Origin of the sequence: Bradyrhizobium sp. PUT101 (genome assembly GCF_052043945.1) — a bacterium.
Classification (GTDB): Bacteria; Pseudomonadota; Alphaproteobacteria; order Rhizobiales; family Xanthobacteraceae; genus Bradyrhizobium.
This window is the reverse complement of record NZ_CP197207.1, coordinates 2,706,067-2,731,146: the sequence shown is the minus strand read 5'-3', so window position 1 is coordinate 2,731,146 and position 25,080 is coordinate 2,706,067. Positions and strand designations below refer to the sequence as shown.

The following is a 25,080-nucleotide window of genomic DNA, read 5'->3' as shown; positions in this document are numbered from 1 at the left end:
TTGGAAGTCGCTGTTCCCGAATCCCACCCTTTGTGGCGCGAAGCCGTCCGTTTTCCCAGAGGTCGCGCGACCCATGACGAAAACCAGCGAGTGCCCGTGAGGCACGTTGAGGCCAAGATAAAGGCCAGGAACAAGGCCAAGGCTGCGTGTGCAAAGGCGCCATAGGACCGTCTGAATGTTTTACTGGTTGATCGAGCTTTCCAACACATTTCCGGGCTTCGGTGCCGTTCGCACCTTCTTCAACGTCTTCCGCTACATCACCTTCCGCACCGGCGGCGCAGTCGTGACCGGCGCGCTGTTCGTGTTCCTGTTCGGGCCCTGGATCATCGACCATCTGCGCATCCGTCAGGGCAAGGGCCAGCCGATCCGTCTCGACGGTCCGCAATCGCATCTCGCCAAGAAGGGCACGCCCACCATGGGCGGGCTGATGATCCTGTCCGGCCTCACCGTCGGCACGGTGCTGTGGGCCAATCCGCTCAACCCCTATGTCTGGATCGTGCTCGCGGTGACGCTCGGCTTCGGCTTCGTCGGGTTCTATGACGATTACCTCAAGGTGACCAAGCAGACCACGACCGGGTTCGGCAGCAAGCTTCGCCTGCTGATCGAGGCGGTCATCGCGCTGGTTGCCTGCTACGCGCTGGTGCGGCTGAACCGCGATCCCGCCTCGACCGCGCTGACGATTCCCTTCCTGAAGGACACCGTGCTGCATTTCGGCTGGTTCTTCGTCGTCTTCGGCGCCTTCGTCATCGTCGGCTCCGGCAACGCGGTGAATCTCACCGACGGTCTCGACGGCCTCGCCATCGTGCCGGTGATGATCGCGACCGCGAGCTTCGCGATGATCGCCTATCTCGCCGGCAACGCGGTGTTCGCCGAATATCTCCAGATCAAATATGTCGCCGGTACCGGCGAGCTCGCGGTGCTCTGCGGCGCACTGCTGGGCGCCGGCCTAGGTTTCCTCTGGTTCAACGCCCCGCCGGCCTCGATCTTCATGGGCGACACCGGCTCGCTCGCGCTCGGCGGCATGCTCGGCGCCATCGCGGTCGCGGTGAAGCACGAGATCGTGCTCGCGGTGATCGGCGGACTGTTCGTGCTGGAGGCGGTCTCGGTCATCGTGCAGGTGGTGTCGTTCAAGCTCACCGGAAAACGCATCTTCCGGATGGCGCCGATCCACCACCATTTCGAGCAGCTCGGCTGGACCGAGCCGCAGATCGTGATCCGCTTCTGGATCATCTCGGTGATGCTGGCGCTCGCCGGCCTCTCCACGCTGAAGCTGCGGTGATGGTCACGCGATGATCCCTGTCACATCCTTCGCCGGCAAGACGGTCGCGGTGTTCGGCCTCGGCGGCTCGGGGCTCGCTTCCTGCCATGCCTTGAAGGCGGGCGGCGCCGAAGTGGTCGCCGCCGACGACAATGCCGAGAACGTCGCCAAGGCGGTGCAGGCCGGCTTCATCACCGCGGATCTGCGCAACGCCTCCTGGGCGAATTTCGCCGCGCTCGTGCTCGCGCCCGGCGTGCCGCTGACCCATCCGGTGCCGCATTGGAGCGTGCTGAAAGCGCGCGAGGCCGGCGTCGAGGTGATCGGCGACATCGAGCTGTTCTGCCGCGAGCGGCGCCGCCACGCGCCGGACGCACCGTTCGTCGCCATCACCGGCACCAACGGCAAGTCGACCACGACGGCACTGATCGCGCATCTGACCAAGGTCGCCGGCTACGACACCCAGATGGGTGGCAATATCGGCACCGCGATCCTGTCGCTGGAGCCGCCGCGCATGGGCCGCGTCCACGTCATCGAGATGTCGTCCTACCAGATCGACCTCACGCCCTCGCTCGATCCTTCCGTCGGCATCCTGCTCAATGTCAGCGAGGACCATATCGACCGTCATGGTACGATCGAGCACTACGCCGCGGTGAAGGAGCGCCTTGTTGCCGGTGTGCAGGCGGGCGGCACCTCGATCGTCGGTGTTGATGACGGCTATTGCCGCGATGTCGCCGACCGGCTCGACCGTGCCGGCAAGAACGTGGTGCGCATCTCCGTCAAGAACCCGCTGGCGAGCGGTATCTATGTTGAGCATGGGATTATCGTGAGCGCCTCGGGCGGCGCCCGCAGCGAAATCGCCGCGCTCGGCGGCATCGGCTCGCTGCGCGGCCTGCACAATGCGCAGAACGCGGCCTGCGCTGCCGCTGCCGCACTGGCGATGGGCATCGGCCAGGACGTTTTGCAGAACGGCCTGCGCAGCTTTCCTGGCCTTGCGCACCGCATGGAGCAGGTCGGCCGCCGCGGCAATGTTCTGTTCGTCAACGACTCCAAGGGCACCAACGCGGACGCCACCGCCCATGCGCTGTCGTCGTTTTCGGAGATCTTCTGGATCGCCGGCGGCAAGCCCAAGGCGGGCGGCATCACCAGTCTCACGGGCTTCTTCCCGCGTATCCGCAAGGCCTATCTGATCGGCGAAGCCGCGCAGGAGTTTTCGGGCACGCTGGGCACGCAGGTCGCGCACGAGATCAGCCAGACCCTCGATGTCGCGGTCGAGCACGCCGCGCGCGATGCGGAGGCCTCGGGTCTCACGGACGCCGTCGTGCTGCTGTCCCCCGCCTGCGCCTCCTTCGACCAGTACCGCAATTTCGAGATCCGCGGCACCAGGTTCCGCGAGCTGGTGCAGGCGCTGCCGGGCGTGAAGCCGGTGGTGTGAGCGCTCGTGTCCCGGACGCGCCTAGCGCGGGCCGGGACCCAGAAGCCGCAATGGGCCCCGGATCTGCAGCGCACCGCAAGAGCGCTGCGCTACGTCCGGGGCACGGAACTCTCCACAACTTCATCCACTTCCTTAACCCCCCGGTAACCAACCTCGGCGACCAATGGACCGACCTCTGTCCGAAAGCGGCCGCCCATGCTCTCCCGTGAAGAACGCACCCCCTTTTCCGAGTGGTGGTGGACCGTCGACAAGCCGCTGATGGGCGCCATCCTGGCGCTGATGCTCACGGGCGTGATCCTGTCGCTGGCGGCGAGCCCGCCGGTTGCGACGCGCATCGGACTCGATCCCTTCCATTTCTTCAGCCGCCACGTGCTGTTCCTGTTGCCGTCCTGCATCGTGCTCGTCGGCGTGTCATTCCTGTCGCCGCGCGCCATCCGCCGCAGCGCGCTCATCATCTTCGCGATCAGCATCATCCTGATCGTGCTCACGCTCGCGATCGGTCCTGAGGTGAAGGGCTCGCGGCGCTGGATCACGCTGCTCGGCGTCAACATCCAGGCCTCCGAAATCGCCAAGCCGTCCTTCGTCGTCATCGCCGCCTGGCTGTTCGCGGAATCGACCAGGCGGCCGGAGATGCCGGCGACCTCGATGGCGGTGGTGCTGCTCTTGATGCTGGTCGCGCTGCTGGTGATGGAGCCCGATTTTGGCCAGACCATGCTGGTCCTGATGGTGTGGGGCTCGCTGTTCTTCATCGCGGGCATGCGCATGATCTGGGTGTTCGGCCTCGCAGGTCTCGGCGCGGCGGGCCTGTTCAGCGCTTACTTGTTCGTCCCGCACGTCGCCGGCCGCATCAGGCGCTTCATGAATCCGGCATCCGGCGACACCTTCCAGGTCGATACCGCGATGGAGGCCTTCTACAACGGCGGCTGGTTCGGGCTCGGACCGGGCGAGGGCATCGCCAAGCGCAGCCTGCCGGACAGCCACACCGACTTCGTGTTCGCAGTCGCTGCCGAGGAGTTCGGCATCATCCTGTGCCTCGCCATGCTGGCGCTGTTCGCTTTCGTCGTCATCCGCACGCTGTCGCGGGCCTACGCCAATGAGGACATGTTCTCGCGCTTTGCGGCCTCGGGGCTTGCGATCCTGTTCGGCGTGCAGGCCGCGATCAACATGTCGGTCAACCTCCAGCTCATTCCCGCCAAGGGCATGACGCTGCCGTTCATCTCCTATGGCGGCTCCTCGATCGTGTCGCTGGCCTATGGTGTCGGCATGATGCTGGCCCTGACGCGGCTGCGCCCGCGCACCGAGGTCGAAGCGAGCGGCCACGCCGAGGCGATGCGCAGCTACGCGTGATGCAGGTTTCGTGTCCCGGACAAGCGAAGCGCAGATCCGGGACCCAGAATGCCGCAGCCATGGGCCCCGGTTCAGCAGCGCACCACGTCGCCAGAGCGACGCGCTGCGCTGCGCCCGGGGCACGAACACCTTTGTGGCCGCGCTCGCAATGACCGAAAACTCCCTGTAAAATTCCCCGCCATGGACACGTCCCCCCTGATTCTTCTCGCCGCGGGCGGCACCGGCGGCCATCTGTTTCCGGCCGAGGCGCTCGGCGTCGAATTGATCCGGCGCGGCTTTCGCGTCCGCCTCGTCACCGACGAGCGCGCGCTGCGCTATAGCGGGTTGTTCAGCAAGGACATGATCGACGTCGTGGCAAGCGAGACCGCGCGCGGCCGCAATCCGTTGCAGCTCGCCTATGCCGGCTTCACGCTCGCTGCGGGCACGCTCTCTGCTTACCGCCTGATCAAGCGGCTCAAGCCGGTCGCCGTCGTCGGCTTCGGCGGCTATCCGACGCTGCCGCCGCTGGTCGCTGCGAAATTCGCCGGCGTGCCGAGCATCATCCACGACGCCAACGCCGTGCTCGGCCGCGCCAACCGGTTCCTGTCGAGCCACGTCCGCGCCATCGCGACGTCCTTGCCCGGCGTGCTCGATCGCGATCCGGCGCTGGCAGGCAAGACGACGACCGTCGGCACGCCGATGCGGCCGGCGATCCTCGCAGCCGCTGCGGTAAAATATGCCCCGCCCGAGGTGAACGGCCCGCTGCGCCTGCTTGTCGTCGGCGGCAGCCAGGGCGCGCGCATCATGGCCGATATCGTGCCGGGCGCGATCGAGCGGCTCGAGCCCGCGTTATGGAGCCGCCTCGTCCTCACCCAGCAGGTGCGCGAAGAGGACATGAGCCGCGTGCGCGCGGTCTATGACAAGCTCAAGATCAAGGCGGAGCTCGCGCCGTTCTTCACGGATCTGCCGGCGCGGCTCGCCTCCAACCATCTCGTGGTGTCGCGCTCCGGCGCCGGCACCGTCGCCGAGCTCGCGGCGATCGGCCGGCCCTCCATCCTGGTGCCGCTGCCCGGCTCGATCGACCAGGACCAGTTCGCCAATGCCGGCGTGCTGGCCAAGGTCGACGGCGCGATCCGGATCCCGCAGACCGAGTTCACCTCCGATCGTCTCGCCGCCGAAATCTCCGGCCTGGCCGCCGAGCCCGCGCGCCTCGCCGCCATGGCCGCGGCCGCGAAGGGGGCAGGGCGGCTCGATGCGGCCGAAAGGCTCGCGGACCTCGTGGTGAAAACCGCCGGGATTTAGCCCGCGCGCCGTACAAGATCACGGACAGCTCTTTCGGCTCGATGGTCGCGCGCGGCCGGGCCGATCGCGCCTGTTTACTCCCTTAACAAGGCGGAGGATTTGCCCGTGGCAGGCCTGCTGATTCATTCCCTCTCGGAGTTCTCCGACCTTATCCTCGAGGCGCTCGCGCTGGCGGATGCACGACAGATCGTCGAGATCGGTTCGGAATACGGTGGCATGTCGCCCTTCCTTGCCGAGCATTGCCGTGCGCGCGGTGGGCGGCTCACCACCATCGATCCGTCGCCGAAGCACGAATTCATGGAGTGGCTGAAGATCAGCCCGGACGTTCGCCATCTCGCCAAGACGAGCCTGGAGGCGTTCGCCGACATTGACGAGGCCGATGCCTGGGTCGTCGATGGCGATCACAACTGGTACACGGTCTATAACGAGCTCGGCCACATCGATGCGATCAGCCGTCGCGCCGGCAAGCCGCTGCTGGTGTTCTTGCACGACATCGGCTGGCCGTGTGGCCGTCGCGATTTCTACTATGCGCCCGAGCGAATTCCACCCGAGTATCGCCACGCCTACAGCTTTGACGCCGGTGCGGTTCCCGGTCAGGCAGCCCTTGTCGATGGACGTGGCTTCCGCGGCATGGGCCAGTTCGCGTTTGCCGAGGTCTCCGGCGGTGCGCGCAATGGCGTGCTGACGGCGATCGACGACTTTCTGGCCGACGCGCTCAGGGGCGGCCGCGAGCTCGGCTTTGCCGAGATCCCGGCCGTATTCGGGCTCGGCGTGATCTTCGATCTGGACGCGCCCTGGAGCGCGCCGCTCGCCGATCTCCTGTTGCCGTATCATCAGAACAAGCTCATTGGCGCGCTCGAGGCCAATCGCCTGCGCAACTATCTTCGCGTGCTCGATCTCCAGGATGAGGCGGCCGCGCGAACCGGCTCGGTCTGACGTCAGCGGCGATAGGGTCCCCGTGATCTGAGCGCGGGCCTCGCGGTCCGCGAAACGGGCCAAAATGGGGCATTCAACCCGGAAATTACCTCGTTTGGAGGCGGTACCGGGCTTGTCCCGATCCGTCCGGTCTTGCATGAAGTGGAGGAGATTCGCCGCTGGCCGGCCACGACAGGCGTAATGCCGCGGCCGGAATAGACAGAGATACAGCCATGAGACTGCCGCGCGAGATCGGACCCATCCACTTCGTCGGGATCGGCGGGATCGGCATGAGCGGAATCGCCGAGGTGCTGGTCAATCTCGGCTATGCCGTGCAGGGCTCGGACGCCGCCGACAATTACAATCTCGACCGTCTGCGCAAGAAGGGGGCGAAGGTTTCGGTCGGCCACAAGGCCGAGAATGTCGATGGTGCCGAGGTCGTGGTCGTGTCCTCCGCGATCAAGCGCGACAATCCGGAATTGATGGCGGCGCGCGAGAGGCGCATTCCCGTGGTGCGCCGCGCCGAGATGCTGGCCGAGCTGATGCGGCTGAAGAGCTGCGTCGCCATCGCCGGCACCCACGGCAAGACCACCACGACCACGATGGTCGCAACGCTGCTCGATGCCGGCGGGCTCGATCCCACCGTGATCAACGGCGGCATCATCAATGCGTACGGCTCCAACGCGCGGCTCGGGGCCGGCGACTGGATGGTGGTGGAGGCCGACGAGAGCGACGGCACGTTCCTGAAACTGCCGACGGATGTCGCGATCGTCACCAACGTCGATCCCGAACATCTCGATCATTTCAAGACATTCGAGGCCGTGCAGGACGCCTTCCGCCATTTCGTCGAAAACCTGCCGTTCTACGGCTTTGCCGTGATGTGCATCGATCATCCCGTGGTGCAGAGCCTCGTCGGCAAGATCGAGGACCGCCGCATCATCAGCTACGGGGAGAACCCGCAGGCCGATGCGCGCCTGGTCGATCTCACCGCGGGCGGCGGCGGCTCGAAGTTCAAGGTCGTGATCCGCGACCGCAAGACCGGTACCACGCATGAGATCACCGACCTCGCGCTGCCGATGCCGGGCCGGCACAACGCATTGAATGCGACGGCGGCGATTGCGGTCGCTCACGCCCTCGGTGTGTCCGACGACAAGATCCGCAGTGCCATCGCGGGCTTCGGCGGCGTCAAGCGCCGCTTCACCAAGACCGGCGAATGGAACGGCGTCACCGTCATCGACGATTACGGCCATCACCCTGTGGAGATCGCGGCCGTGCTGAAAGCGGCGCGCGATTCCTACACCGGCAAGGTGATCGCCGTAGTGCAGCCGCACCGCTACACCCGCCTGCAATCCCTGTTCGAGGAGTTCTGCACCTGCTTCAACGACGCCGATGCGGTGATCGTAGCTGACGTCTACGCCGCAGGCGAAGCGCCGATCGAGGGCGTCGACCGCGACCATTTCGTGGAAGGCCTGCGCGCGCACGGTCACCGCGAGGTGATCCCGCTGCCGGCGGCATCGGAGCTCGCGGGCATCGTCAAGGGGCTTGCGAAGCCCGGCGATCTCGTCGTGTGCCTCGGGGCCGGCAACATCACGCAATGGGCGTATGCATTGCCCGGCGAATTGAAGGCGCTGGGGTGAGCATGCGCTTGTGTATCTCCTTCGGTGCCACTCGGCATACTGCGCGCCCTCCCCCCTTGTGGGGGAGGGCGGGGGAGAGGGGTGGCCACAAACTCCGAACCCGCTTGAGGCTACCCCCCTCCCTGACCCTCCCCCACAAGGGGGGAGGGAACGGAAAGATTGTGCCCTTCTCACTTGAAGGTGGGGCATGAGCTTTCCCGACATCACGCCCGCTCTCAAGGCCGCCGTGCCCGAGCTTCGCGGCCGGTTGCTGGCGAACCAGTCGCTGGCCGATCTCACCTGGTTTCGTGTCGGGGGGCCGGCGCAGGTGCTGTTCACGCCGGCGGACGAGGAAGATCTCGCCTATTTCCTCGCGCATCTCGCTCCCGACATTCCGGTCTATGTCGTCGGGGTCGGCTCCAACCTGATCGTGCGCGACGGAGGCATCGCGGGCGTCGTGATCCGCCTTTCGCCGCGCGCCTTCGGCGAGGCGAACGCGAGTGGAGACATCGTCACCGCCGGCGCTGCCGCGCTCGACAAGCGTGTGGCGGAGGTGGCGGCGTCCGCGAATATCGGCGGGCTCGAATTCTACTTCGGCATTCCCGGCACCATCGGCGGCGCGCTGCGCATGAATGCGGGCGCCAATGGCGGCGAGACCAAGGATGTGCTGATCGAGGCGAGGGGGGTGGGGCGCGACGGCACGAAGCACGTCTTCTCCAACGCCGACATGAAGTTCGTCTACCGGAACAGCGGCGTCGATCCCTCCATCATCTTCACCTCCGCCCGCTTTCGCGGCGAGATCAGGGATGCGGAGGCAATCCGCGCGCGCATGGCGGAGGTGCAAAGCCATCGCGAGACTGCGCAGCCGATCCGCGAGAAGACCGGCGGGTCGACCTTCAAGAATCCGCCGGGACACTCCGCCTGGAGGCTGATCGACGCCGCCGGGTGCCGCGGCTTGCGCTTCGGCGGCGCGCAGGTCTCCGAGATGCACTGCAATTTCCTGATCAACACGGGCGATGCCACCGCGTACGATATCGAGACGCTGGGCGAGACCGTGCGCGAGCGGGTGAAGGCAAATTCCGGAATCGAGCTACACTGGGAAATCAAGCGGATCGGGATATCATGATGGCCGTCATTCCGGGGCGCGACGAAGTCGCGAACCCGGAATCCATTTCCCCACCGTCTCTGCGGCCAGATGGATTCCGGGTTCTCGCTGCGCGAGCCCCGGAATGACGAACTGAGAGATTACGGACTATGAACATGCGCATCACCATCCTCTTCGGCGGCTCCAACCGGGAGCGTCTGGTTTCGGTCGCCTCAGCCCAGGCCCTGCATCAGGCACTGCCCGAGGCCGATCTCTGGTGGTGGGATGTCGAGGACAAGGTGCATGTCGTCCAGTCGCGGCAGCTGCTCGAACATACCCGCCCATTCGAGGACGAGTTCAAGCCGGGCACATCAGGCATTCCGCTGGAGCAGGCGCTCGACCAGGCCAAGGCTGAAGGGCGGGTGCTGGTGCTCGGCCTGCATGGCGGACGGGCCGAGAACGGCGAATTGCAGGTGATGTGCGAGGCGCGCGGCGTGCCCTTCACCGGCTCGGGCTCGGCCTCCTCGCATCTCGCCTTCGACAAGATCGCGGCCAAGCGGTTCGCCGCCCTCGGCGGCGTGACGCCGCCGGCGAACGTTGCGCTTGATAACATCGACGAGGCCTTCGCCGAATACGGACGACTGATCGCGAAGCCGGCGCGCGACGGCTCGAGCTACGGGCTGATCTTCGTCAACGCCAAGCAGGATCTCGTCGCCGTCCGCAATGCGGCCAGGCACGAAGAGTATGTGATCGAGCCTTATATCGCCGGCGTCGAGGCGACCTGCGGCGTGCTGGAGCGCACCGATGGCTCGATCATCTCGCTGCCGCCGATCGAGATCATTCCGGGCGAGGGCAATTTCGACTACGCGGCGAAATATCTCCTGAAGTCGACCCAGGAAATCTGCCCCGGCCGCTTCGCACCCGAGATCACCGCGGCGCTCAAGGAGCAGGCGATGCTGGCGCATCGCGCGATGTCCTGCACCGGCTATTCCCGCTCGGACTTCATCGTCTCGGACAAGGGCCTCGTCTATCTGGAGACCAACACGCTCCCCGGGCTGACCAAATCCTCGCTCTACCCAAAGGCGCTGAAAGCCGCGGGCATCGAGTTCGTCGACTTCCTGCGCGGCCTGGTCGAGCTCGCCGGGCAGCGCGTGCGGAAATAATCGGAACTGGTTAACGGCCGGATGGGCGAAATCGCCCGGTTTGGCGGCCAAAACCGGTAAAATGCCGGACATCGCGCCACAAATGCCGGATATCGCGGGGCAAAATGCGCGCGTCGTTAACGAATTTTACCTTTTGTTTACCAGGACGTCCGAAGGTTAACGCTGGCGGCGCATATGGCGCTTTGGCTGCCGGCGCGTGAGCTGTCGCGGGTGATGTCACCTCCAGCGAACGCTTTGAAGGGGAGAGGTTTTCTTCTGCTGAAGACCAGCACCCGGCCCGGCAGGTCCGAGACGTCATGTTCGCCAGGATCCGCGCGATGTCGCGGGCAAACTGTTGACGAGCTCGTGCAATGGATGGAGCAGGAAGCCTCACCCGGTCGCTTTTCAGATCGCTGAGGCCCCAAGCTGACCTGAAGGCGGCCGCGATTGGAGCGGTCGTGCTTCTGCGCGAGTGGGTGCAGAAAAAGCGCCAGGAAAGGCTCCAGGCCGCGCGCGCCGCCGCAAAGGACAAGATCAAGAGCAGGGCCAAGGCCGTCGTCGAGCGTGAGTCGCCACCGCGCGTCGTTGCGCTGGTCGAGCGCTATCTGCCGCGCCGGGTCGGACTCAGCATGACCGTGCTGCTGCTGATCGGGAGCTGCGGCTTCGGCATCGTCAAGGGCGGCCATCTCCAGGACTTCATCACCGCGGTCAGCGACGCCCGCAACGCGCTGGCCAATTCCGCCGGCTTCCGCATCACCTCCGTCGTGATCAACGGCCGCAAGCAGCTCACCCAGGACGAGATCCTCGCAATCGGCGGCGTCAGCGGCCGCTCCTCGCTGCTGTTCCTCGACGCCGAAGCGGTGCGCGACAAGCTCAAGGCCAATCCCTGGATCGCGGATGCGACGGTGCTGAAGCTCTATCCGGGCCAGCTCATGATCGAGCTCACCGAGCGCAAGGCGTTCGCGCTGTGGCAGGAGGCCGGCCGGCTCTCCGTCATCGCCGATGACGGCGCCGTGCTCGAACCCTACGTCTCGCGCCGCTTCCTGTCGCTGCCGCTCGTGGTCGGCAAGGGTGCCGACACGCAGGCGCGCGATTTCCTGGCGCTGCTTGCGCGCTATCCGCAGGTCAATTCGGTGACGAAAGCTGCGATCTACGTTGGCGAGCGGCGCTGGAACCTGAGGCTCAAGGACGGCCTCGACATCCGCCTGCCCGAGCAGGACGTCGGCAACGCGCTGGCGATGCTGTCGAAGCTCGACAAGGAAGACAGGCTGTTCTCCCGCGATATCGTCGCCGTCGACTTGCGTCTGCCCGATCGGCTGGTGGTGCAGCTGTCCGAGGACGCCGCCAAGGCGCGTGAGGATCAGTTCAAGGACAAGAAGAAAAAGAAGGCCGGGGATTCCGCATGACCGGTCTCGATCGCACCCAGACGCCGAAGACGCGCCCGATGCCGCACAAGCGCGGCGGCATCGTCGCCTGCCTCGACATCGGCACCAGCAAGATCGCCTGCATGATCGCACGGCTGAAGCCGTCGCCCCCGAGCGATGCGCTGCGCGGCCGCACCCATGCGGTGGAACTGATCGGCTACAGCCAGATCCAGTCGCGCGGGATGAAGGCCGGCGCGGTGATCGATCTCGGCGAATGCGAGCAGGCGGTGCGCCAGGCCGTCGGGCTCGCGGAGAAAATGGCCAAAGTGCGGGTCGAGTCCGTGCTGCTCTCGGTCTCCGGCGGCCGGCTCTCCGGCCAGCTGGTCGAAGCAGCCGCAGACATCCGTGGCGGCGCCGTGACGCCCGCCGATGTCAGCCGCGTCACCTCCACCGGCATGCGCCACGCCACCGGCGAGGGCCGCACCGTGCTGCACGCGCTGCCGGTCGGCTACACGCTCGACGGCGTCAAGGGCATCCGCGATCCCCGCGGCATGGTCGCGCACCAGTTCGGCGTCGACATGAACGTCGTCACCTGCGACGCCACCGTGGCGCGGAACCTGATGCTGGCGGTGGAACGCTGCCACATCAATGTCGAAGCCATGGCGGCGAGCCCCTATGTGGCCGGCCTGTCGGTGCTGACCGACGACGAGGCCGATCTCGGCGCCGCCGTCGTCGAGATGGGCGCGGGCACCACCACGATCGCGGTCTTTTCCGGCGGGCGCTTCGTGCATGCGGCCGGATTTGCGGTCGGCGGGCAACACATCACGATGGATCTTGCGCGCGGACTCTCCGCGACCATTGCCGATGCCGAGCGAATCAAGACGTTATACGGGACCGTCATCACCGGCGGATCGGACTCGCGTGAGCTGATGTCTGTGCCGACAGCCGGTGACGAGCAGGATCTGCCGCAGATCGTCTCCCGCGCCACCATCGCGAACATCGTCAAGCACCGTGCCGAGGAAGTCTTCGAAATGGTTCGGGACAAGCTGAAGGATTCGCCCTTCGCCTCAGAGCCCAACGGCCGCGTCGTGCTGTCGGGCGGCGCCTCGCAGCTCACCGGCCTCGTCGAGCTCGGCACCCAGATTCTCGGCCGGCCCGTGCGGGTCGGCCGTCCGCTCGGTTTCGGCCGGCTGCCCAACGAGGCGAAGAACGCCGCGTTCGCGGTGCCGGCCGGACTCCTCGTCTACCCGCAATATGTTCACCTCGAACATGTCGAACCGCGGCATACGCGGCAGCAGGTCAGGACAGGGACCGGCGGATATTTCGGAAAGGTCGGACGATGGCTACGCGAGGGCTTCTGATGACGGCTTTCCGCAATCTTCGATTTTCACCAACTCCCGCGGCCGCCGGCCGGGGCGAACCCACGCGCGCGTGATCGAGAGGCAACCATGACCATCAGCATCAATGTTCCTGATATTCACGAACTGAAGCCCCGGATCACCGTGTTCGGCGTCGGCGGCGCCGGTGGCAACGCCGTCAACAACATGATCACGGCGGGCCTCCAGGGCGTCGACTTCGTGGTCGCCAACACCGACGCGCAGGCGCTGACGATGTCGAAGGCGCAGCGCATCGTGCAGATGGGCACGGCGGTCACGCAAGGCCTTGGCGCCGGCTCGCAGCCGAACGTTGGCGCCGCGGCGGCGGAAGAGGTGATCGACGAGCTGCGCGACCATCTCTCGGGCGCCAACATGGTGTTCGTCACCGCCGGCATGGGCGGCGGCACCGGCACCGGCGCCGCTCCGGTGATCGCCAAGACCGCGCGCGACATGGGCATCCTCACCGTCGGCGTCGTGACCAAGCCGTTCCACTTCGAGGGCGGCCGCCGGATGCGTACCGCGGAAGCCGGCATCAACGAACTGCACAAGGTCGTCGATACGCTCCTGATCATCCCGAACCAGAACCTGTTCCGGGTCGCCAACGAGAAGACCACCTTCGCCGACGCGTTCGCGATGGCCGACCAGGTGCTCTATTCGGGCGTCGCCTGCATCACTGACCTGATGGTCAAGGAAGGCTTGATCAACCTCGACTTCGCCGACGTGAGAGCGGTGATGAGGGAAATGGGCAAGGCGATGATGGGCACCGGCGAAGCCTCCGGCGACAAGCGCGCGCTGACGGCCGCTGAAGCCGCAATCGCCAACCCGCTGATCGACGACAGCTCGATGAAGGGCGCCAAGGGCCTCCTCATCTCCATCACCGGCGGCAAGGACCTCACCCTGTTCGAGGTCGACGAGGCCGCGACCCGCATCCGCGAGGAAGTCGACCAGGACGCCAACATCATCGTCGGCGCGACCTTCGACGAAGCGCTCGACGGCCTGATCCGCGTCTCGGTGGTCGCCACCGGCATCGAGCAGGCCGCGATCGCCCGCAACAGCCAGGCGACCTCCGCGCCGGTCGCCAACCCGGCACCGCAGGCGCAGCAGGCTGCCGCACCTGCCGCCGCTGCCGAGAGCCGTCTCGCCGACCTGACCGCGCGGCTCCGTGCCGACAACCAGCGTCTGGCCGAACGCGCCCAGAAGCTGGACGCGCAGACCCCGGCCGCCGCGCCGGCTCCTGCCGCGCCCCGTCCCAACGTCGAGCGTGCTGCGCTCGCCGCCATCGCCGCTGCCGTTTCCGAAGCCCCGCAGGCGCCCGCGCCGACGCAGACCTATGGCGACGTCACCGTGCGGCCGATCGCGCAGAAGCCGACCCTGTTTCCGGAGCCTGACATGACCCCGGTCGCGATGCAGGAGCCGATGACGCCCGAAAACTTCATTCCGCCGCAGGCGGAACGTCCGCCGGTCCGTGCGCCGCGGATGCCGCGCATCGAGGAACTGCCGATGCCGGCGCAGGCCGAGATTCGTCAGGCCCGCGGCGAGGTTGAGGAAGAGACCCCGCAGAAGACCCGCCTGTCGCTGCTTCAGCGCCTCGCCAATGTCGGCCTCGGCCGTCGCGACGAGGAGAGCGAGCCGCCGGTCGCGGCCCGTACCGCCGGTCCCGCCATGCCGCCGCTGCCCGAACGTCGGCAGCAGAAGACCGTGGCGCAGCAGATCGCATCGACCGAGCCGGTGTCGGAGTATGCCCGCCGTCCTGCGCCGCAGGGCCTGGACATGCACGGCCGCCCGGCGTCTGTTGCGCCGGCGCCACAGGGCGACGACCATCTTGATATCCCGGCCTTCCTGCGCCGGCAGGCGACCTGAGGAATGTTACAATAAGGCAGACGGAAAAAGGTCCCGGCAGCAAGCTTGCCGGGACCTTTCCTTTTCTCCCGTGCAGACCCGGGCCTTTTTGCCAAGCAATTGATTTTAAATCATTAATTACGCATTTGGTGGTTCAGTAAAAGTGCCGATAACAGCCTCAAGCCTGGGCTCAATTTGGTTAAGCCTTGGCGCGAATACGGCGGGTTTGGGGTAACAATCGGTAAAAAAGCGTGAGTTGGCGCTGTTTGAGGCAGTGACTATGGTTTGCCGTGACTTGGGGATACGGATTCGCGGGGCGTCGGCACGAGCCGGCGAAGCGAGTTTGTATAAGTCGCGATGATCGTAGTGGGGCGGTTCCTGATGAAATTAAACCGGCAAACAACGCTTCGTGCGCAAGCCTCCGTGGCAGGCGTAGGCGTTCATTCCGGTCTTCCCGTCACTCTCACGCTTGGGCCTGCGCCTGTTGACGCAGGTTTTATTTTTGTCCGCACAGGCCTTGAGGGAAGTGACCGCGAAGTTCAGGCGACTGCCGAGCAGGTGGTGGCGACCGACTTCGCGACCGTTCTCGGCGATCGCAGCGGGCCGCTGGTATCCACCGCCGAGCACGTGCTGGCCGCACTGCGGGGCATGGGCGTCGACAACGCCACCATCGAGATCGATGGTCCCGAAGTACCGATCATGGACGGCAGCGCCGCGGCTTTCATTGCGGCGATCGACCAGGCCGGAATCGTCACCCAATCGGCCCAGCGCCGCCTCATTCAGGTTTTGAAGCCGATCTCGGTCAAGATCGGCGACTCCTTCGGCGAGATCAGGCCGCATGCCAGCGGCTTCCGCGTCGAGGTCGAGATCGACTTCACCAATCCCGTCATCGGCCAGCAGAGCTACGTCTTCGACCTCAATCCTGAAGGTTTCCGGCGCGAAATCGGCCGTGCCCGGACTTTCGGTCTGATGTGCGATGTCGCGCGGCTCTGGAGCGCGGGCTATGCCCTCGGCGCCTCCTTCGACAACACCGTCGTGTTCGATGAAGAGCGGCTGCTCAATACCGAGGGTCTGCGCTACGCCGATGAATGCGCCCGGCACAAGGTGCTGGATGTGATCGGCGACCTCTCGCTGGCCGGCCTGCCGCTGCTTGGCGCCTACCGCTCGGTCCGTGGCGGCCACAAGCTCAACCACGCTGTCCTGACCGCGCTGCTCGCCGACCGTACCGCCTGGCGGGTGGTCGAGGGCGAGGCAGTCCGCCGCACCACGCGTCCCGTGGGCGAAACCGGTCGCGGTATCGTCGGTGGCAGGATCGCGGCGGCCTACGGGCCGGACGTGTCCTGACGAGACCTGTCGGCGCGGGCATTTGACGGCGATTTGCCCCCGGGAAACTCCTGGTAACCAAGATCGGCTAGCATTGCGGCACGTTCGCCTTAATCCGGGCGAAATGCCTGCCTATCCGGTGGGTTAACGATTGTTTTTCGGATCCATCGACGTGGTCGCATGGCAGGCACCACGGTTACATTTCGCGCCCAGGACGGGGTTCGTGGGCTGGCGGGCACCGCATCACAGGGCGTCAGGGCTTAAACTCATGTCGGCACAGCGTATGACGCGCGGATGTTTCTCGGTCTCGTCGCGAGCCCGTGGGCTGCTTCAGGCCGTCACTTTCATCATGCTTGCGCTGCCGCTCGCCGGCTGCGGCACGGGCGCGCTCTGGGACAAGTTCACTGCCAAGGACGACACCTTCGTCGAGGAGCCCGCCGACAAGATCTACAATGAGGGCCTGTACCTCATGAACGAGAAGAAGGACATGAAGGCGGCGAACAAGAAGTTCGAAGAGGTCGACCGCCAGCATCCTTATTCCGACTGGGCCCGCAAATCGCTGCTGATGTCGGCCTATGCGTCCTATCAGGGCGGCGACTATGACGGCTGCATCGGCGCCGCCACCCGCTACGTCACTCTGCATCCCGGCAGCCCGGACGCGGCCTATGCGCAATATCTGATCGCCGCCTCCCATTACGACCAGATCCCGGATATCAGCCGCGACCAGGCCCGCACCGAGAAGGCGATCGCCGCCCTGGAAGAGGTGGTGCGCAAATATCCGACGTCCGAATATGCGACTTCGGCCAAGGCCAAGATCGAGGGTGCGCGTGACCAGCTCGCCGGCAAGGAAATGAACGTCGGCCGCTACTACGCCAAGAAGCGCGACTACACGGCCGCGATCAACCGCTACAAGACCGTCGTCACGCAGTACCAGACCACCCGCCATGTCGAGGAGGCGCTGTTCCGGCTCACCGAGGCCTATATGGCGATCGGCATCGTCGGCGAGGCGCAGACCGCGGCGGCCGTGCTTGGGCACAATTTTCCTGACAGCCGCTGGTACAAGGACGCCTATAATCTTGTAAAATCCGGCGGTCTCGAGCCGAGCGAGAATCAGGGGTCCTGGATCAGCCGGACCTTCAAGAAGATGGGTCTCGGCTAGGAAATTTGGTTCCATGCTGGCGCGTCTGTCGATCCGTGACATCGTCCTGATCGAACGGCTCGATATCGAATTCGCCTCGGGCCTCGCGGTTTTGACCGGCGAGACCGGTGCGGGCAAATCCATCCTGCTCGATGCCTTCGCACTGGCGCTCGGTGGCCGGGGCGATGCCGGCCTCGTGCGCCACGGCGCAGAGCAGGGGCAGGTCACCGCCGTGTTCGATGTCCCAAAGAATCACCCCGCAGCGAAGATCCTCGCCGAGAACGGCCTCGACGACACGAGTGTTGAAGAGTCTTGCGAGATGATTCTCCGTCGGGTGCAGCTCGCCGATGGCCGCACCCGCGCCTTCATCAACGACCAGTCGATCAGCGTGCAGACGCTGAAGGCGGTCGGTGCCGCCCTGGTCGAGATCCACGGCCAGCACGACGAGCGCGCGCTGGTCGATGCCGCCACCCACCGCCGCCTGCTCGATGCTTTTGCCGGCCTGGAGAAGGACGTCGCGGCGGTCGAAGCGCTCTGGGACGCGCGCCGCACCGCCAACACCGCGCTGGAGGAGCATCGCGCCGCCATGGAGAGCGCCGCGCGCGAGGCCGATTATCTCCGCCATGCCTCCGACGAGCTGAAGCAGCTCGCGCCCAAGGATGGCGAGGAGACCGCGCTGGCCTCGCGCCGCACCACCATGATGCAGGGCGAGAAGATCGCCTCCGACCTGCGCGAGGCGCAGGAGACGGTCGGCGGCAATCATTCGCCGGTCGCCGCACTGTCGGCGGCGGTGCGCCGGCTGGAGCGCCGCGGCGTCAACTCGCCGGCGCTGGTCGAGCCTGCGGTGAAGGCGATCGACGCTGCGATCAATGCACTGGAGGAAGCCGATCAGCATCTCCAGGCGGCGCTGGCCGCGACCGATTTCGATCCGGCCGAGCTCGAGCGCATCGAGGAACGGCTGTTCGCACTTCGCGCCGCCTCGCGCAAATATTCGACGCCGGTCGACGGCCTCGCCGCGCTTGCCGCCAAATATGCCGCGGACGTCGTGCTGATCGATGCCGGCGCCTCGCGGCTCAAGAAGCTGGAGCAGGCCGCGATCGAGGCAGACGGCCGCTATGCCGCCTCCGCCAAGAAGCTGTCACTGGCGCGGCAGAAATCGGCGGAGAAGCTCAACAAGGCGGTCAATGCCGAGCTCGCGCCGCTCAAGCTCGAACGCGCCAAATTCATGACCCAGGTCGAGACCGACGAGGCCGCGCCGGGGCCGCAAGGCTTCGACCGCGTCGAGTTCTGGGTGCAGACCAACCCTGGCACCAAGCCGGGTCCGCTGATGAAGGTCGCCTCCGGCGGCGAGCTGTCGCGCTTCCTTTTGGCGCTCAAGGTCGTGCTGTCCGACCGCGGCTCGGCGCCGACCCTGGTGTTCGACGAGATCGACACCGGCGTCGGCGGTGCGGTTGCGGACGCCATTGGCGGGCGCCTGGCGCGCCTGGCCGGCAAGGTCCAGGTCATGGCCGTGACCCATGCCCCACAGGTCGCCGCCCGCGCGGACCAGCACCTCTTGATCTCCAAGGACGCCCTGGACAAGGGCAAGCGCGTCGCCACCCGCGTCAATACGCTTGCCGCCGACCACCGCCGCGAGGAGATCGCGCGCATGCTGGCAGGCGCGGAGATCACGGCCGAGGCGAGGGCGGCCGCAGAACGGCTGCTCAAGGCGGCGACGGCTTAGTTATACACACCGTCATTCCGGGGCGATGCGAAGCATCGAACTATGGTGCGCACTTGCGCACCTGAGAATCTCGAGATTCCGGGTTCGGCTCCTCGGGCCGCCTCGGAATGACTCCTTCAGTTGCAAATCGACTCGTAGAGATCATCCCAATTTGGATTGTCCTTCTCGATCAGCTGGGTTTTCCAGGCCCGCTTCCACTTCTTCAGCTCCTTCTCGCGAGAGATTGCCGAGATAGGGTCATCATAGATCTCGAACCAGACCAGTTGCGTGATGTTGTATCTGGCCGTGAAGCTTGGCACGGCCTTGATTCGATGCTCGTAGACGCGGCGCACAAGGTCATTGGTGATGCCGACGTAGATTGCCCCATCTCGCCGGCTTGCTAGAATATAGACGTAATACGCCACAAGCCCCTCCCAACCGTCATTCCGGGGCGCACGAAGTGCGAACCCGGAATCTCGAGGTTCCGGGTCTGGTCCTTCGGACCATCCCGGAACGACGAGACGCAACCTTAAGTAAAATGGCAAGAGCAGCAAAATCGAAACCGCTTCGCGACGTCGCCGACCTCACCAAGGCGCAGGCCAAGGTCGAGCACATGCGGCTCGCGCTCGAGATCGAGGGGCACAACGAGCGCTACTATCAAGAGGACGCGCCGACCGTCACCGACGCCGAGTATGACGCGCTGCGCCAGCGCTTCAACGCGATCGAAACGCGCTTTCCCGAGTTCGTCACCGCGGAATCGCCCTCGCAGAAGGTCGGCGCGGCGCCGTCCGGCCGCTTCAAGAAAGTCCGGCATGCCGTTCCCATGCTGTCGCTCGACAACGCCTTCGCGGAAGAGGACGTGCGCGACTTCGTCGGCCGCATCGTGCGCTTCCTGAAGCTCGACGACGACAAGATCAATTTCTCCGCCGAGCCGAAGATCGACGGGCTCTCGATGTCGCTGCGTTATGAGGGGGGCGAGCTCGTCGCCGCCGCAACGCGCGGCGACGGTACGGTCGGAGAGGACGTCACCGCCAACATCCGCACGCTCGAAGACGTGCCGCAGAAGCTGAAGGGCCGCAACGTCCCCGACATCTGCGAGGTGCGCGGCGAAGTCTACATGACCAAGAAGGCGTTCCTGGCCCTCAACGAGCGGCAGAAGGCCGAAGGCGGCACCATTTTCGCCAATCCGCGCAATTCGGCCGCGGGCTCGCTCCGGCAGAAGGACCCGACCATCACCGCCTCGCGCCCGCTCGGCTTCTTCGCCTATGCGTGGGGGCAGATGAGCGAAATGCCGGAGGATACACAGAGCGGCATGATCCACTGGTTCGAGCGCTGCGGCTTCAAGACCAATCCACTGACCAAGCTCTGTCACTCCGTCGAGGAGCTGCTCGCCTTTCATCATGCGATCGAGGAGCAGCGCGCACGGCTCGACTACGACATCGATGGCGTCGTCTACAAGGTCGACCGCATCGACTGGCAGGAGCGGCTCGGCTTCGTCTCGCGCACGCCGCGCTGGGCGATCGCGCACAAATTCCCGGCCGAGCGCGCCATGACGGTATTGCGCGACATCGAGATCCAGGTCGGCCGCACCGGTTCGTTCACGCCGGTCGGCAAGCTCGAGCCGGTCGGCGTCGGCGGCGTGATCGTGCAGAACGTCACGCTGCACAACGAGGACTACATCAAGGGCATCGGCAACAAGGGCGAGGTGCTGCGCGAGGGCCGCGACATCCGCATCGGCGACACCGTCGTGATCCAGCGCGCCGGCGACGTCATCCCGCAGGTGGTCGACGTCGTCATCGACAAGCGGCCCCGCGGTGCCAAGGAGTTCCACTTCCCGAAGAAGTGCCCGTGTCCGCTGCACACCGACGTCGTGCGCGAGGAGACCGCGACGGGCGAGGAGGGCTCGCGCGCCCGCTGCACCGGCGAGTTCGCCTGTCCCTATCAGAAGATCGAGCACCTCAAGCTGTTCGTCTCGCGGCGCGCCTTCGACATCGACGGCCTCGGCGAGAAGCAGCTCCAGTACTTCTTCGACGAGGGTTGGGTGAAGGAGCCCGCCGACATCTTCACGCTGGAGAAGCGCAACGCGAAGCTCAAGCTCGAGGAGATCGAGGGCTATGGCACGACCTCGGTCCGCAATCTGTTCGGTGCCATCGAAAGCCGGCGCAGAATCGCGCTGGAGCGCTTCATTTATGCGCTCGGCATGCGCCATGTCGGCGAGACCACGGCGCTGGCGCTGGCACGCGGCTACGGCTCGTGGGACGCCTTCCACGATGCCTGCCTCAAGGTCGCCAAGGGCGACGAGGAGGCGATCGCGGAGATGGACGCGCTCGACCAGATCGGCGACACCGTGATCAAGAGCATCGCCGATTATTTCGGCGAGAGCCACAACCGCGGCATCGTCGAGCGGCTGACGAAGGAGGTCGAGATCGTCGACGCCGAGAAGCCGAAAAGCAATTCGGCTGTCGCCGGCAAGACCGTGGTGTTCACGGGCTCGCTGGAGAAGATGACGCGGGATGAAGCCAAGGCCACAGCAGAGCGTTTGGGGGCAAAGGTGTCGGGCTCGGTGTCGAAGAAGACCGATCTCGTCGTCGCCGGCCCCGGCGCAGGCTCGAAGCTCGCGGAAGCCAACAAGCACGGCGTCAAGGTGCTGACCGAAGACGAGTGGCTGAAGCTGATCGGGGAGTGAGGGTTTGCGCTCTGCGCCATTCACTTCGCTGTCATCGCCCGGCCTTGACCGGGCGATCCAGCATTCCAGAGTCCTGCGTTGGAGATCTCGCTATTACTACTGGCGCCACGGCGTACTGGATGCCCCGGTCAAGCCGGGGCATGACAGCGAGGTTGGGGCACGTACTGTGCCACCTCTCACATCATTCCCGCCTCGTCTTCCTCCGCCTGCTCGATTAGCGTATCGCTCACCACCACCTCACGGCGGGGCACGACGAAGATCATCACGCAGGCGCCGAGCAGCGAGATCACGAGGACCGCGGCGGTGAGCGGCAGCGTCGTGGCGGAGTGGCCACCGAGATAGGCGCCGAATTGCGACATCAGCGCGCCGATGCCCTGCTGGAGGAAGCCCATCGCACCTGAGGCGGTGCCGGCCGCTTCCGGGCGGATGCTGATCGCGCCGGCGGCGGAATTCGCCATCACGAAGGCATTGCCGACCATCACGATCATCTGCGTGCCGAACAGCCAGGCGGGCGCTTCGTTCCAGCCGGCGAAGCTCCACAGCAGGTTCAGCAGACTGCCGCAGAGTTGCAGGCCGAGCCCGAACCAGATCAGCTTCTCCAGCGAGTGCCGCGGCGCGAAGCGCACGCAGAGCAGATTGCCGATCAAATACGCAAAGCCGGTCGTTGCGAACCAGGCGCCGTACTCGGCGCTGCTGCGGCCCATCTGCATCACCACGATGTAGGGGCCGCCACCGGCGAAGGTGAAGATGATCTGCGAAGCCAGCACCTGGCACATGACATAACCGACGAAGGCGCGATTGCGGATCAGCATGCCGACGTCGCCGCGGAAGCCGGCGCCGGCGGCGCGGCTGCGGCGGGTCTCGGGCAGCGCCACCGCGATACCGACGGCGACGACGATCGCGGCGATGGTGATGACGTAAAAGATCGCCCGCCAGCCGAACGCAGTCTCGATCAGGCCGCCGGTGAGCGGCGAGACCATCTGCCCGATCATCAGCGCCGCGATGACGAGGCTGATCATCGAGGCGACGCGATCCCGCTCGTAGATGTCGCGGATGATGGCGCGGCTCACCACCATGCCGGCGGCGCCGCCCAGCGCCTGGAAGAAGCGTGCCGCGATCAGCTGCGGCAGGTTTTGCGCGAAGATGCAGGCGACGCTGGCCACGACCATCAGCGCCAGTCCTCCGAGCAGCACCGGGCGCCGTCCGAACCGGTCCGACAGCGGCCCCATGATCAGCTGCGACAGCGCGATGCCGACCATGTAGAGCGACACCGTCATCTGCGCGATCGAGATGTCGCTGCCGAAATTCGTCGCCAGCACCGGCAGCGCCGGCACCAGCATGTAGAGCGAGATCGGCGCGATCCCGGTCATCACGACCAGCAGCAGCAACACCACGCGCGATGTCGCGATGTTGGTGGCCGCTTCCGGCGGCTTGCTGATCATGCCGTGCATACGTGTCCGTCTCTCGAATTCGAATCGACTGTAGCGCGCCCGCGCAAGACGGATATCGGCGTTTCGGAATGCGGCTATACGGATTCCGGGATGGCTATGATTGGGCGCGCTGCTTGCGCGACAAAGCAGGTGTCATTCCCCGCGCAGGCGGGGAATCCAGTATTCCAGAGACAGAAGGGGGATATGGGGAAGCAGCGTTGCGCTGATCGCGTAGTGCTATGCGGCTCGGAATGAGTGATCAGGCCTTCAGCTCCGCGGTCGCCTGATCGAGCCAGGCCTTCGTCGCCTCGTCCAGCGCCGGCCGCACCTCGGCCCGGACGCGGGCGTGATAGGCATTGAGCCAGTCGAGCTCATCGCGGCTCAGCATCGCCGCATCGATCAGCCGGCGGTCGATCGGTGCCAAGGTGAGCGTCTCGAACGCGTTCATCGGCTTCTCGGCGCCCTTGATTTCGGCGGCGACGACCAGCTCGAGGTTCTCGATGCGGATGCCGAAACCGTCCGCCTTGTAGTAGCCGGGCTCGTTCGAGAGGATCATGCCGCGCTTCAGCGGCGTGGTGCCGAGCTTCGAGATCCGCGCCGGCCCTTCGTGCACCGAGAGATAGCTGCCGACGCCGTGGCCGGTGCCGTGCTCGAAATCAAGGCCGGCAGCCCAGAGATATTGCCGCGCCAGCGTGTCGAGCTGCGCGCCCGTGGTGCCGTCGGGGAAGACCGCGCGCGCAATCGCGATATGGCCGCGCAGTACGCGGGTGAAGCGGTCGCGCATCTCGTCCGTGGGCTCGCCGACCGCCATGGTCCGCGTGACGTCGGTGGTGCCGTCTTCATATTGCGCGCCGGAATCGATCAGCAGCAGGTCGCCGGGCTCGATCCGCCGGTTGCTCTTGCGCGTGACGCGGTAGTGCACGATGGCGCCGTTCGGGCCGGTGCCGGAGATGGTCGGAAACGACACGTCCCTGAGCGCGCCGGTATCGCGGCGGAATGTTTCCAGCGCCTCGACCGCGTCGATCTCCGTGAGCTTGCCGCTTGGTGCCTCGCGATCGATCCATGCGAGAAAGCGCGCCAGCGCCACGGCGTCGCGCACATGGGCCGTCTTGGTGCCCTTGATCTCGGTCGCGTTCTTGACCGCCTTGAGCAGTGCCACGGGATCGCTGCCGCGCACCGGCTTGCCGCCGGCGCCCGCGATCAGCCGGCTCAGCGCGTCGGCCGCGGTGGCGTTGTCGAGCGCGATCGCCGCGCCGCTTTTGGCGAGCGCCATCAGTGTCGGCGCCATGGCGTCCGGTTCGCGCACGTCGGCGGACTGCTCGAGATGGTCCCGCGTGAGATTGGAGAGCTTGCGGTGGTCGATGAAGATGGTGGGACGGCCGTCCTTCGGCACCAGCGCGTAGGACAGCGGCAGCGGCGTGTGCGCGACGTCGGCGCCGCGGATGTTGAAGGCCCAGGCCACCGCGTGGCTGTCCGACAGCACCAGCGCATCGGTTCCGAGCTTGGCGATCTCGCCCCTGATCTGCGTCAGCTTCTCGGCTTCAGTGACGCCGGCATGCTGGAGGCCGTGCACGGCGACGGGAGCGAGCGGCGGCTGCGGCCGGTCGTGCCAGATCGCGTCGATCGGATTGCTGTCGACGGCGACCAGCTCGGCGCCGGCCTTGGTACAGGCTGCGGACAGGCGTTCGGCTGCCGCAAAAGTGTGCAGCCATGGATCGAATCCAAGGCGGTCACCGGCTTTCAGATGCGCCGCCACCCAGCTCTCCGGCGGCGGGTCGATCAGCGATTCCACGGCCCAGGCCTTTGCATCGACCTGCTTGGCAGCCTGAAGCGTGTAGCGGCCGTCGACGAACACCGCGGCCTCTCGGGGCAGCACCACTGCCAGCCCCGCCGAGCCCGTAAAGCCGGTCAGCCAGGCCAGCCGCTCTTCCGATGGCGGCACATATTCGTTCTGCTGCTGATCAGCGCGTGGAATCACGAAGCCGGTCAGCTTGCGACGGGCGAGCTCTTCGCGAAGTGCGGCCAGCCGTGCCGTCAATGCGACGCCGGCCTCCGGCTCCTCGAATGTCTGGAAGTGTGCTTCGAACATGGTGGATCACTTTAGGATCATGGGGATCAGTCCGCAATCTCGACGCATTTGCGTCGCA

18 protein-coding genes are annotated in these 25,080 nt (G+C 65.9%); 15 read left to right on the top strand and 3 right to left on the bottom strand.

Annotated elements, in window-relative coordinates; genetic code table 11:
* The first annotated feature begins 175 nt into the window (after window positions 1–175).
* From mraY to recN, 14 genes are all read left to right on the top strand, one after another.
* Window positions 176–1,279 carry a phospho-N-acetylmuramoyl-pentapeptide-transferase gene (gene mraY, locus ACSHT2_RS13450; RefSeq protein WP_440641984.1) on the top strand — a complete coding sequence of 368 codons (1,104 nt, stop codon included), beginning with the start codon at window positions 176–178 and terminating at the stop codon, window positions 1,277–1,279.
* Between the two features lie 10 nt (window positions 1,280–1,289).
* Window positions 1,290–2,690 (top strand): UDP-N-acetylmuramoyl-L-alanine--D-glutamate ligase, encoded by a 1,401-nt coding sequence (gene murD / locus ACSHT2_RS13445; protein WP_440641983.1) that lies wholly within the window; start codon window positions 1,290–1,292, stop codon window positions 2,688–2,690.
* A 195-nt stretch (window positions 2,691–2,885) separates the two neighbouring features.
* Window positions 2,886–4,037: a putative lipid II flippase FtsW gene (ftsW, locus tag ACSHT2_RS13440; protein WP_440641982.1), complete on the top strand. Its 1,152-nt coding sequence runs from the start codon at window positions 2,886–2,888 to the stop codon at window positions 4,035–4,037.
* Window positions 4,038–4,217: 180 nt separating this feature from the next.
* A complete protein-coding gene (gene murG, locus ACSHT2_RS13435) occupies window positions 4,218–5,318 on the top strand; it encodes an undecaprenyldiphospho-muramoylpentapeptide beta-N-acetylglucosaminyltransferase (protein ID WP_440641981.1) in 1,101 nt (366 codons plus the stop codon).
* Window positions 5,319–5,423: 105 nt separating this feature from the next.
* Window positions 5,424–6,254, top strand: a complete 831-nt coding sequence (locus ACSHT2_RS13430) for a class I SAM-dependent methyltransferase (RefSeq protein ID WP_440641980.1) — start codon at window positions 5,424–5,426, stop codon at window positions 6,252–6,254.
* 212 nt (window positions 6,255–6,466) lie between these two features.
* The gene (gene murC, locus ACSHT2_RS13425; RefSeq protein ID WP_440641979.1) at window positions 6,467–7,870 is read left to right on the top strand and encodes a UDP-N-acetylmuramate--L-alanine ligase; all 1,404 of its coding nucleotides are present in this window, start codon (window positions 6,467–6,469) and stop codon (window positions 7,868–7,870) included.
* Between the two features lie 187 nt (window positions 7,871–8,057).
* Window positions 8,058–8,975, top strand: a complete 918-nt coding sequence (gene murB / locus ACSHT2_RS13420; RefSeq protein WP_440641978.1) for a UDP-N-acetylmuramate dehydrogenase — start codon at window positions 8,058–8,060, stop codon at window positions 8,973–8,975.
* 134 nt (window positions 8,976–9,109) lie between these two features.
* Window positions 9,110–10,096 (top strand): D-alanine--D-alanine ligase family protein, encoded by a 987-nt coding sequence (locus ACSHT2_RS13415; protein WP_440641977.1) that lies wholly within the window; start codon window positions 9,110–9,112, stop codon window positions 10,094–10,096.
* A 350-nt stretch (window positions 10,097–10,446) separates the two neighbouring features.
* On the top strand, window positions 10,447–11,481 hold the full coding sequence (locus ACSHT2_RS13410) for a cell division protein FtsQ/DivIB (protein WP_440641976.1): 1,035 nt from the start codon (window positions 10,447–10,449) through the stop codon (window positions 11,479–11,481).
* Window positions 11,478–12,800, top strand: a complete 1,323-nt coding sequence (gene ftsA, locus ACSHT2_RS13405; RefSeq protein WP_319328280.1) for a cell division protein FtsA — start codon at window positions 11,478–11,480, stop codon at window positions 12,798–12,800. The genes ACSHT2_RS13410 and ftsA overlap by 4 nt, the downstream gene beginning before the upstream one ends.
* An 87-nt stretch (window positions 12,801–12,887) precedes the next feature.
* Entirely contained in the window at window positions 12,888–14,675 is a 1,788-nt protein-coding gene (gene ftsZ / locus ACSHT2_RS13400; RefSeq protein ID WP_440641975.1) for a cell division protein FtsZ, read from the top strand.
* Window positions 14,676–15,035: 360 nt separating this feature from the next.
* A complete protein-coding gene (gene lpxC, locus ACSHT2_RS13395; protein ID WP_440641974.1) occupies window positions 15,036–15,998 on the top strand; it encodes a UDP-3-O-acyl-N-acetylglucosamine deacetylase in 963 nt (320 codons plus the stop codon).
* Window positions 15,999–16,245: 247 nt separating this feature from the next.
* On the top strand, window positions 16,246–17,136 hold the full coding sequence (locus ACSHT2_RS13390; RefSeq protein WP_440641973.1) for an outer membrane protein assembly factor BamD: 891 nt from the start codon (window positions 16,246–16,248) through the stop codon (window positions 17,134–17,136).
* Between the two features lie 13 nt (window positions 17,137–17,149).
* Complete coding sequence (recN, locus tag ACSHT2_RS13385) at window positions 17,150–18,838, top strand: DNA repair protein RecN (RefSeq protein WP_440641972.1); 1,689 nt, start codon at window positions 17,150–17,152, stop codon at window positions 18,836–18,838.
* A gap of 116 nt (window positions 18,839–18,954) precedes the next feature.
* On the opposite strand, the gene ACSHT2_RS13380 is transcribed toward recN, so the two are convergent.
* Window positions 18,955–19,242, bottom strand: coding sequence for a GIY-YIG nuclease family protein (locus ACSHT2_RS13380; RefSeq protein WP_440641971.1), 288 nt, complete (start codon window positions 19,240–19,242; stop codon window positions 18,955–18,957).
* A 113-nt stretch (window positions 19,243–19,355) separates the two neighbouring features.
* On the opposite strand from ACSHT2_RS13380, the gene ligA reads away from it, so the two are divergent.
* Window positions 19,356–21,503 (top strand): NAD-dependent DNA ligase LigA, encoded by a 2,148-nt coding sequence (gene ligA / locus ACSHT2_RS13375; protein ID WP_440641970.1) that lies wholly within the window; start codon window positions 19,356–19,358, stop codon window positions 21,501–21,503.
* A gap of 176 nt (window positions 21,504–21,679) precedes the next feature.
* On the opposite strand, the gene ACSHT2_RS13370 is transcribed toward ligA, so the two are convergent.
* Both ACSHT2_RS13370 and ACSHT2_RS13365 read right to left on the bottom strand, forming a co-directional pair.
* Window positions 21,680–22,954, bottom strand: coding sequence for a multidrug effflux MFS transporter (locus tag ACSHT2_RS13370; RefSeq protein ID WP_440641969.1), 1,275 nt, complete (start codon window positions 22,952–22,954; stop codon window positions 21,680–21,682).
* A gap of 238 nt (window positions 22,955–23,192) precedes the next feature.
* Window positions 23,193–25,022, bottom strand: coding sequence for an aminopeptidase P family protein (locus ACSHT2_RS13365; protein WP_440641968.1), 1,830 nt, complete (start codon window positions 25,020–25,022; stop codon window positions 23,193–23,195).
* Between the last annotated feature and the right edge of the window lie 58 nt (window positions 25,023–25,080).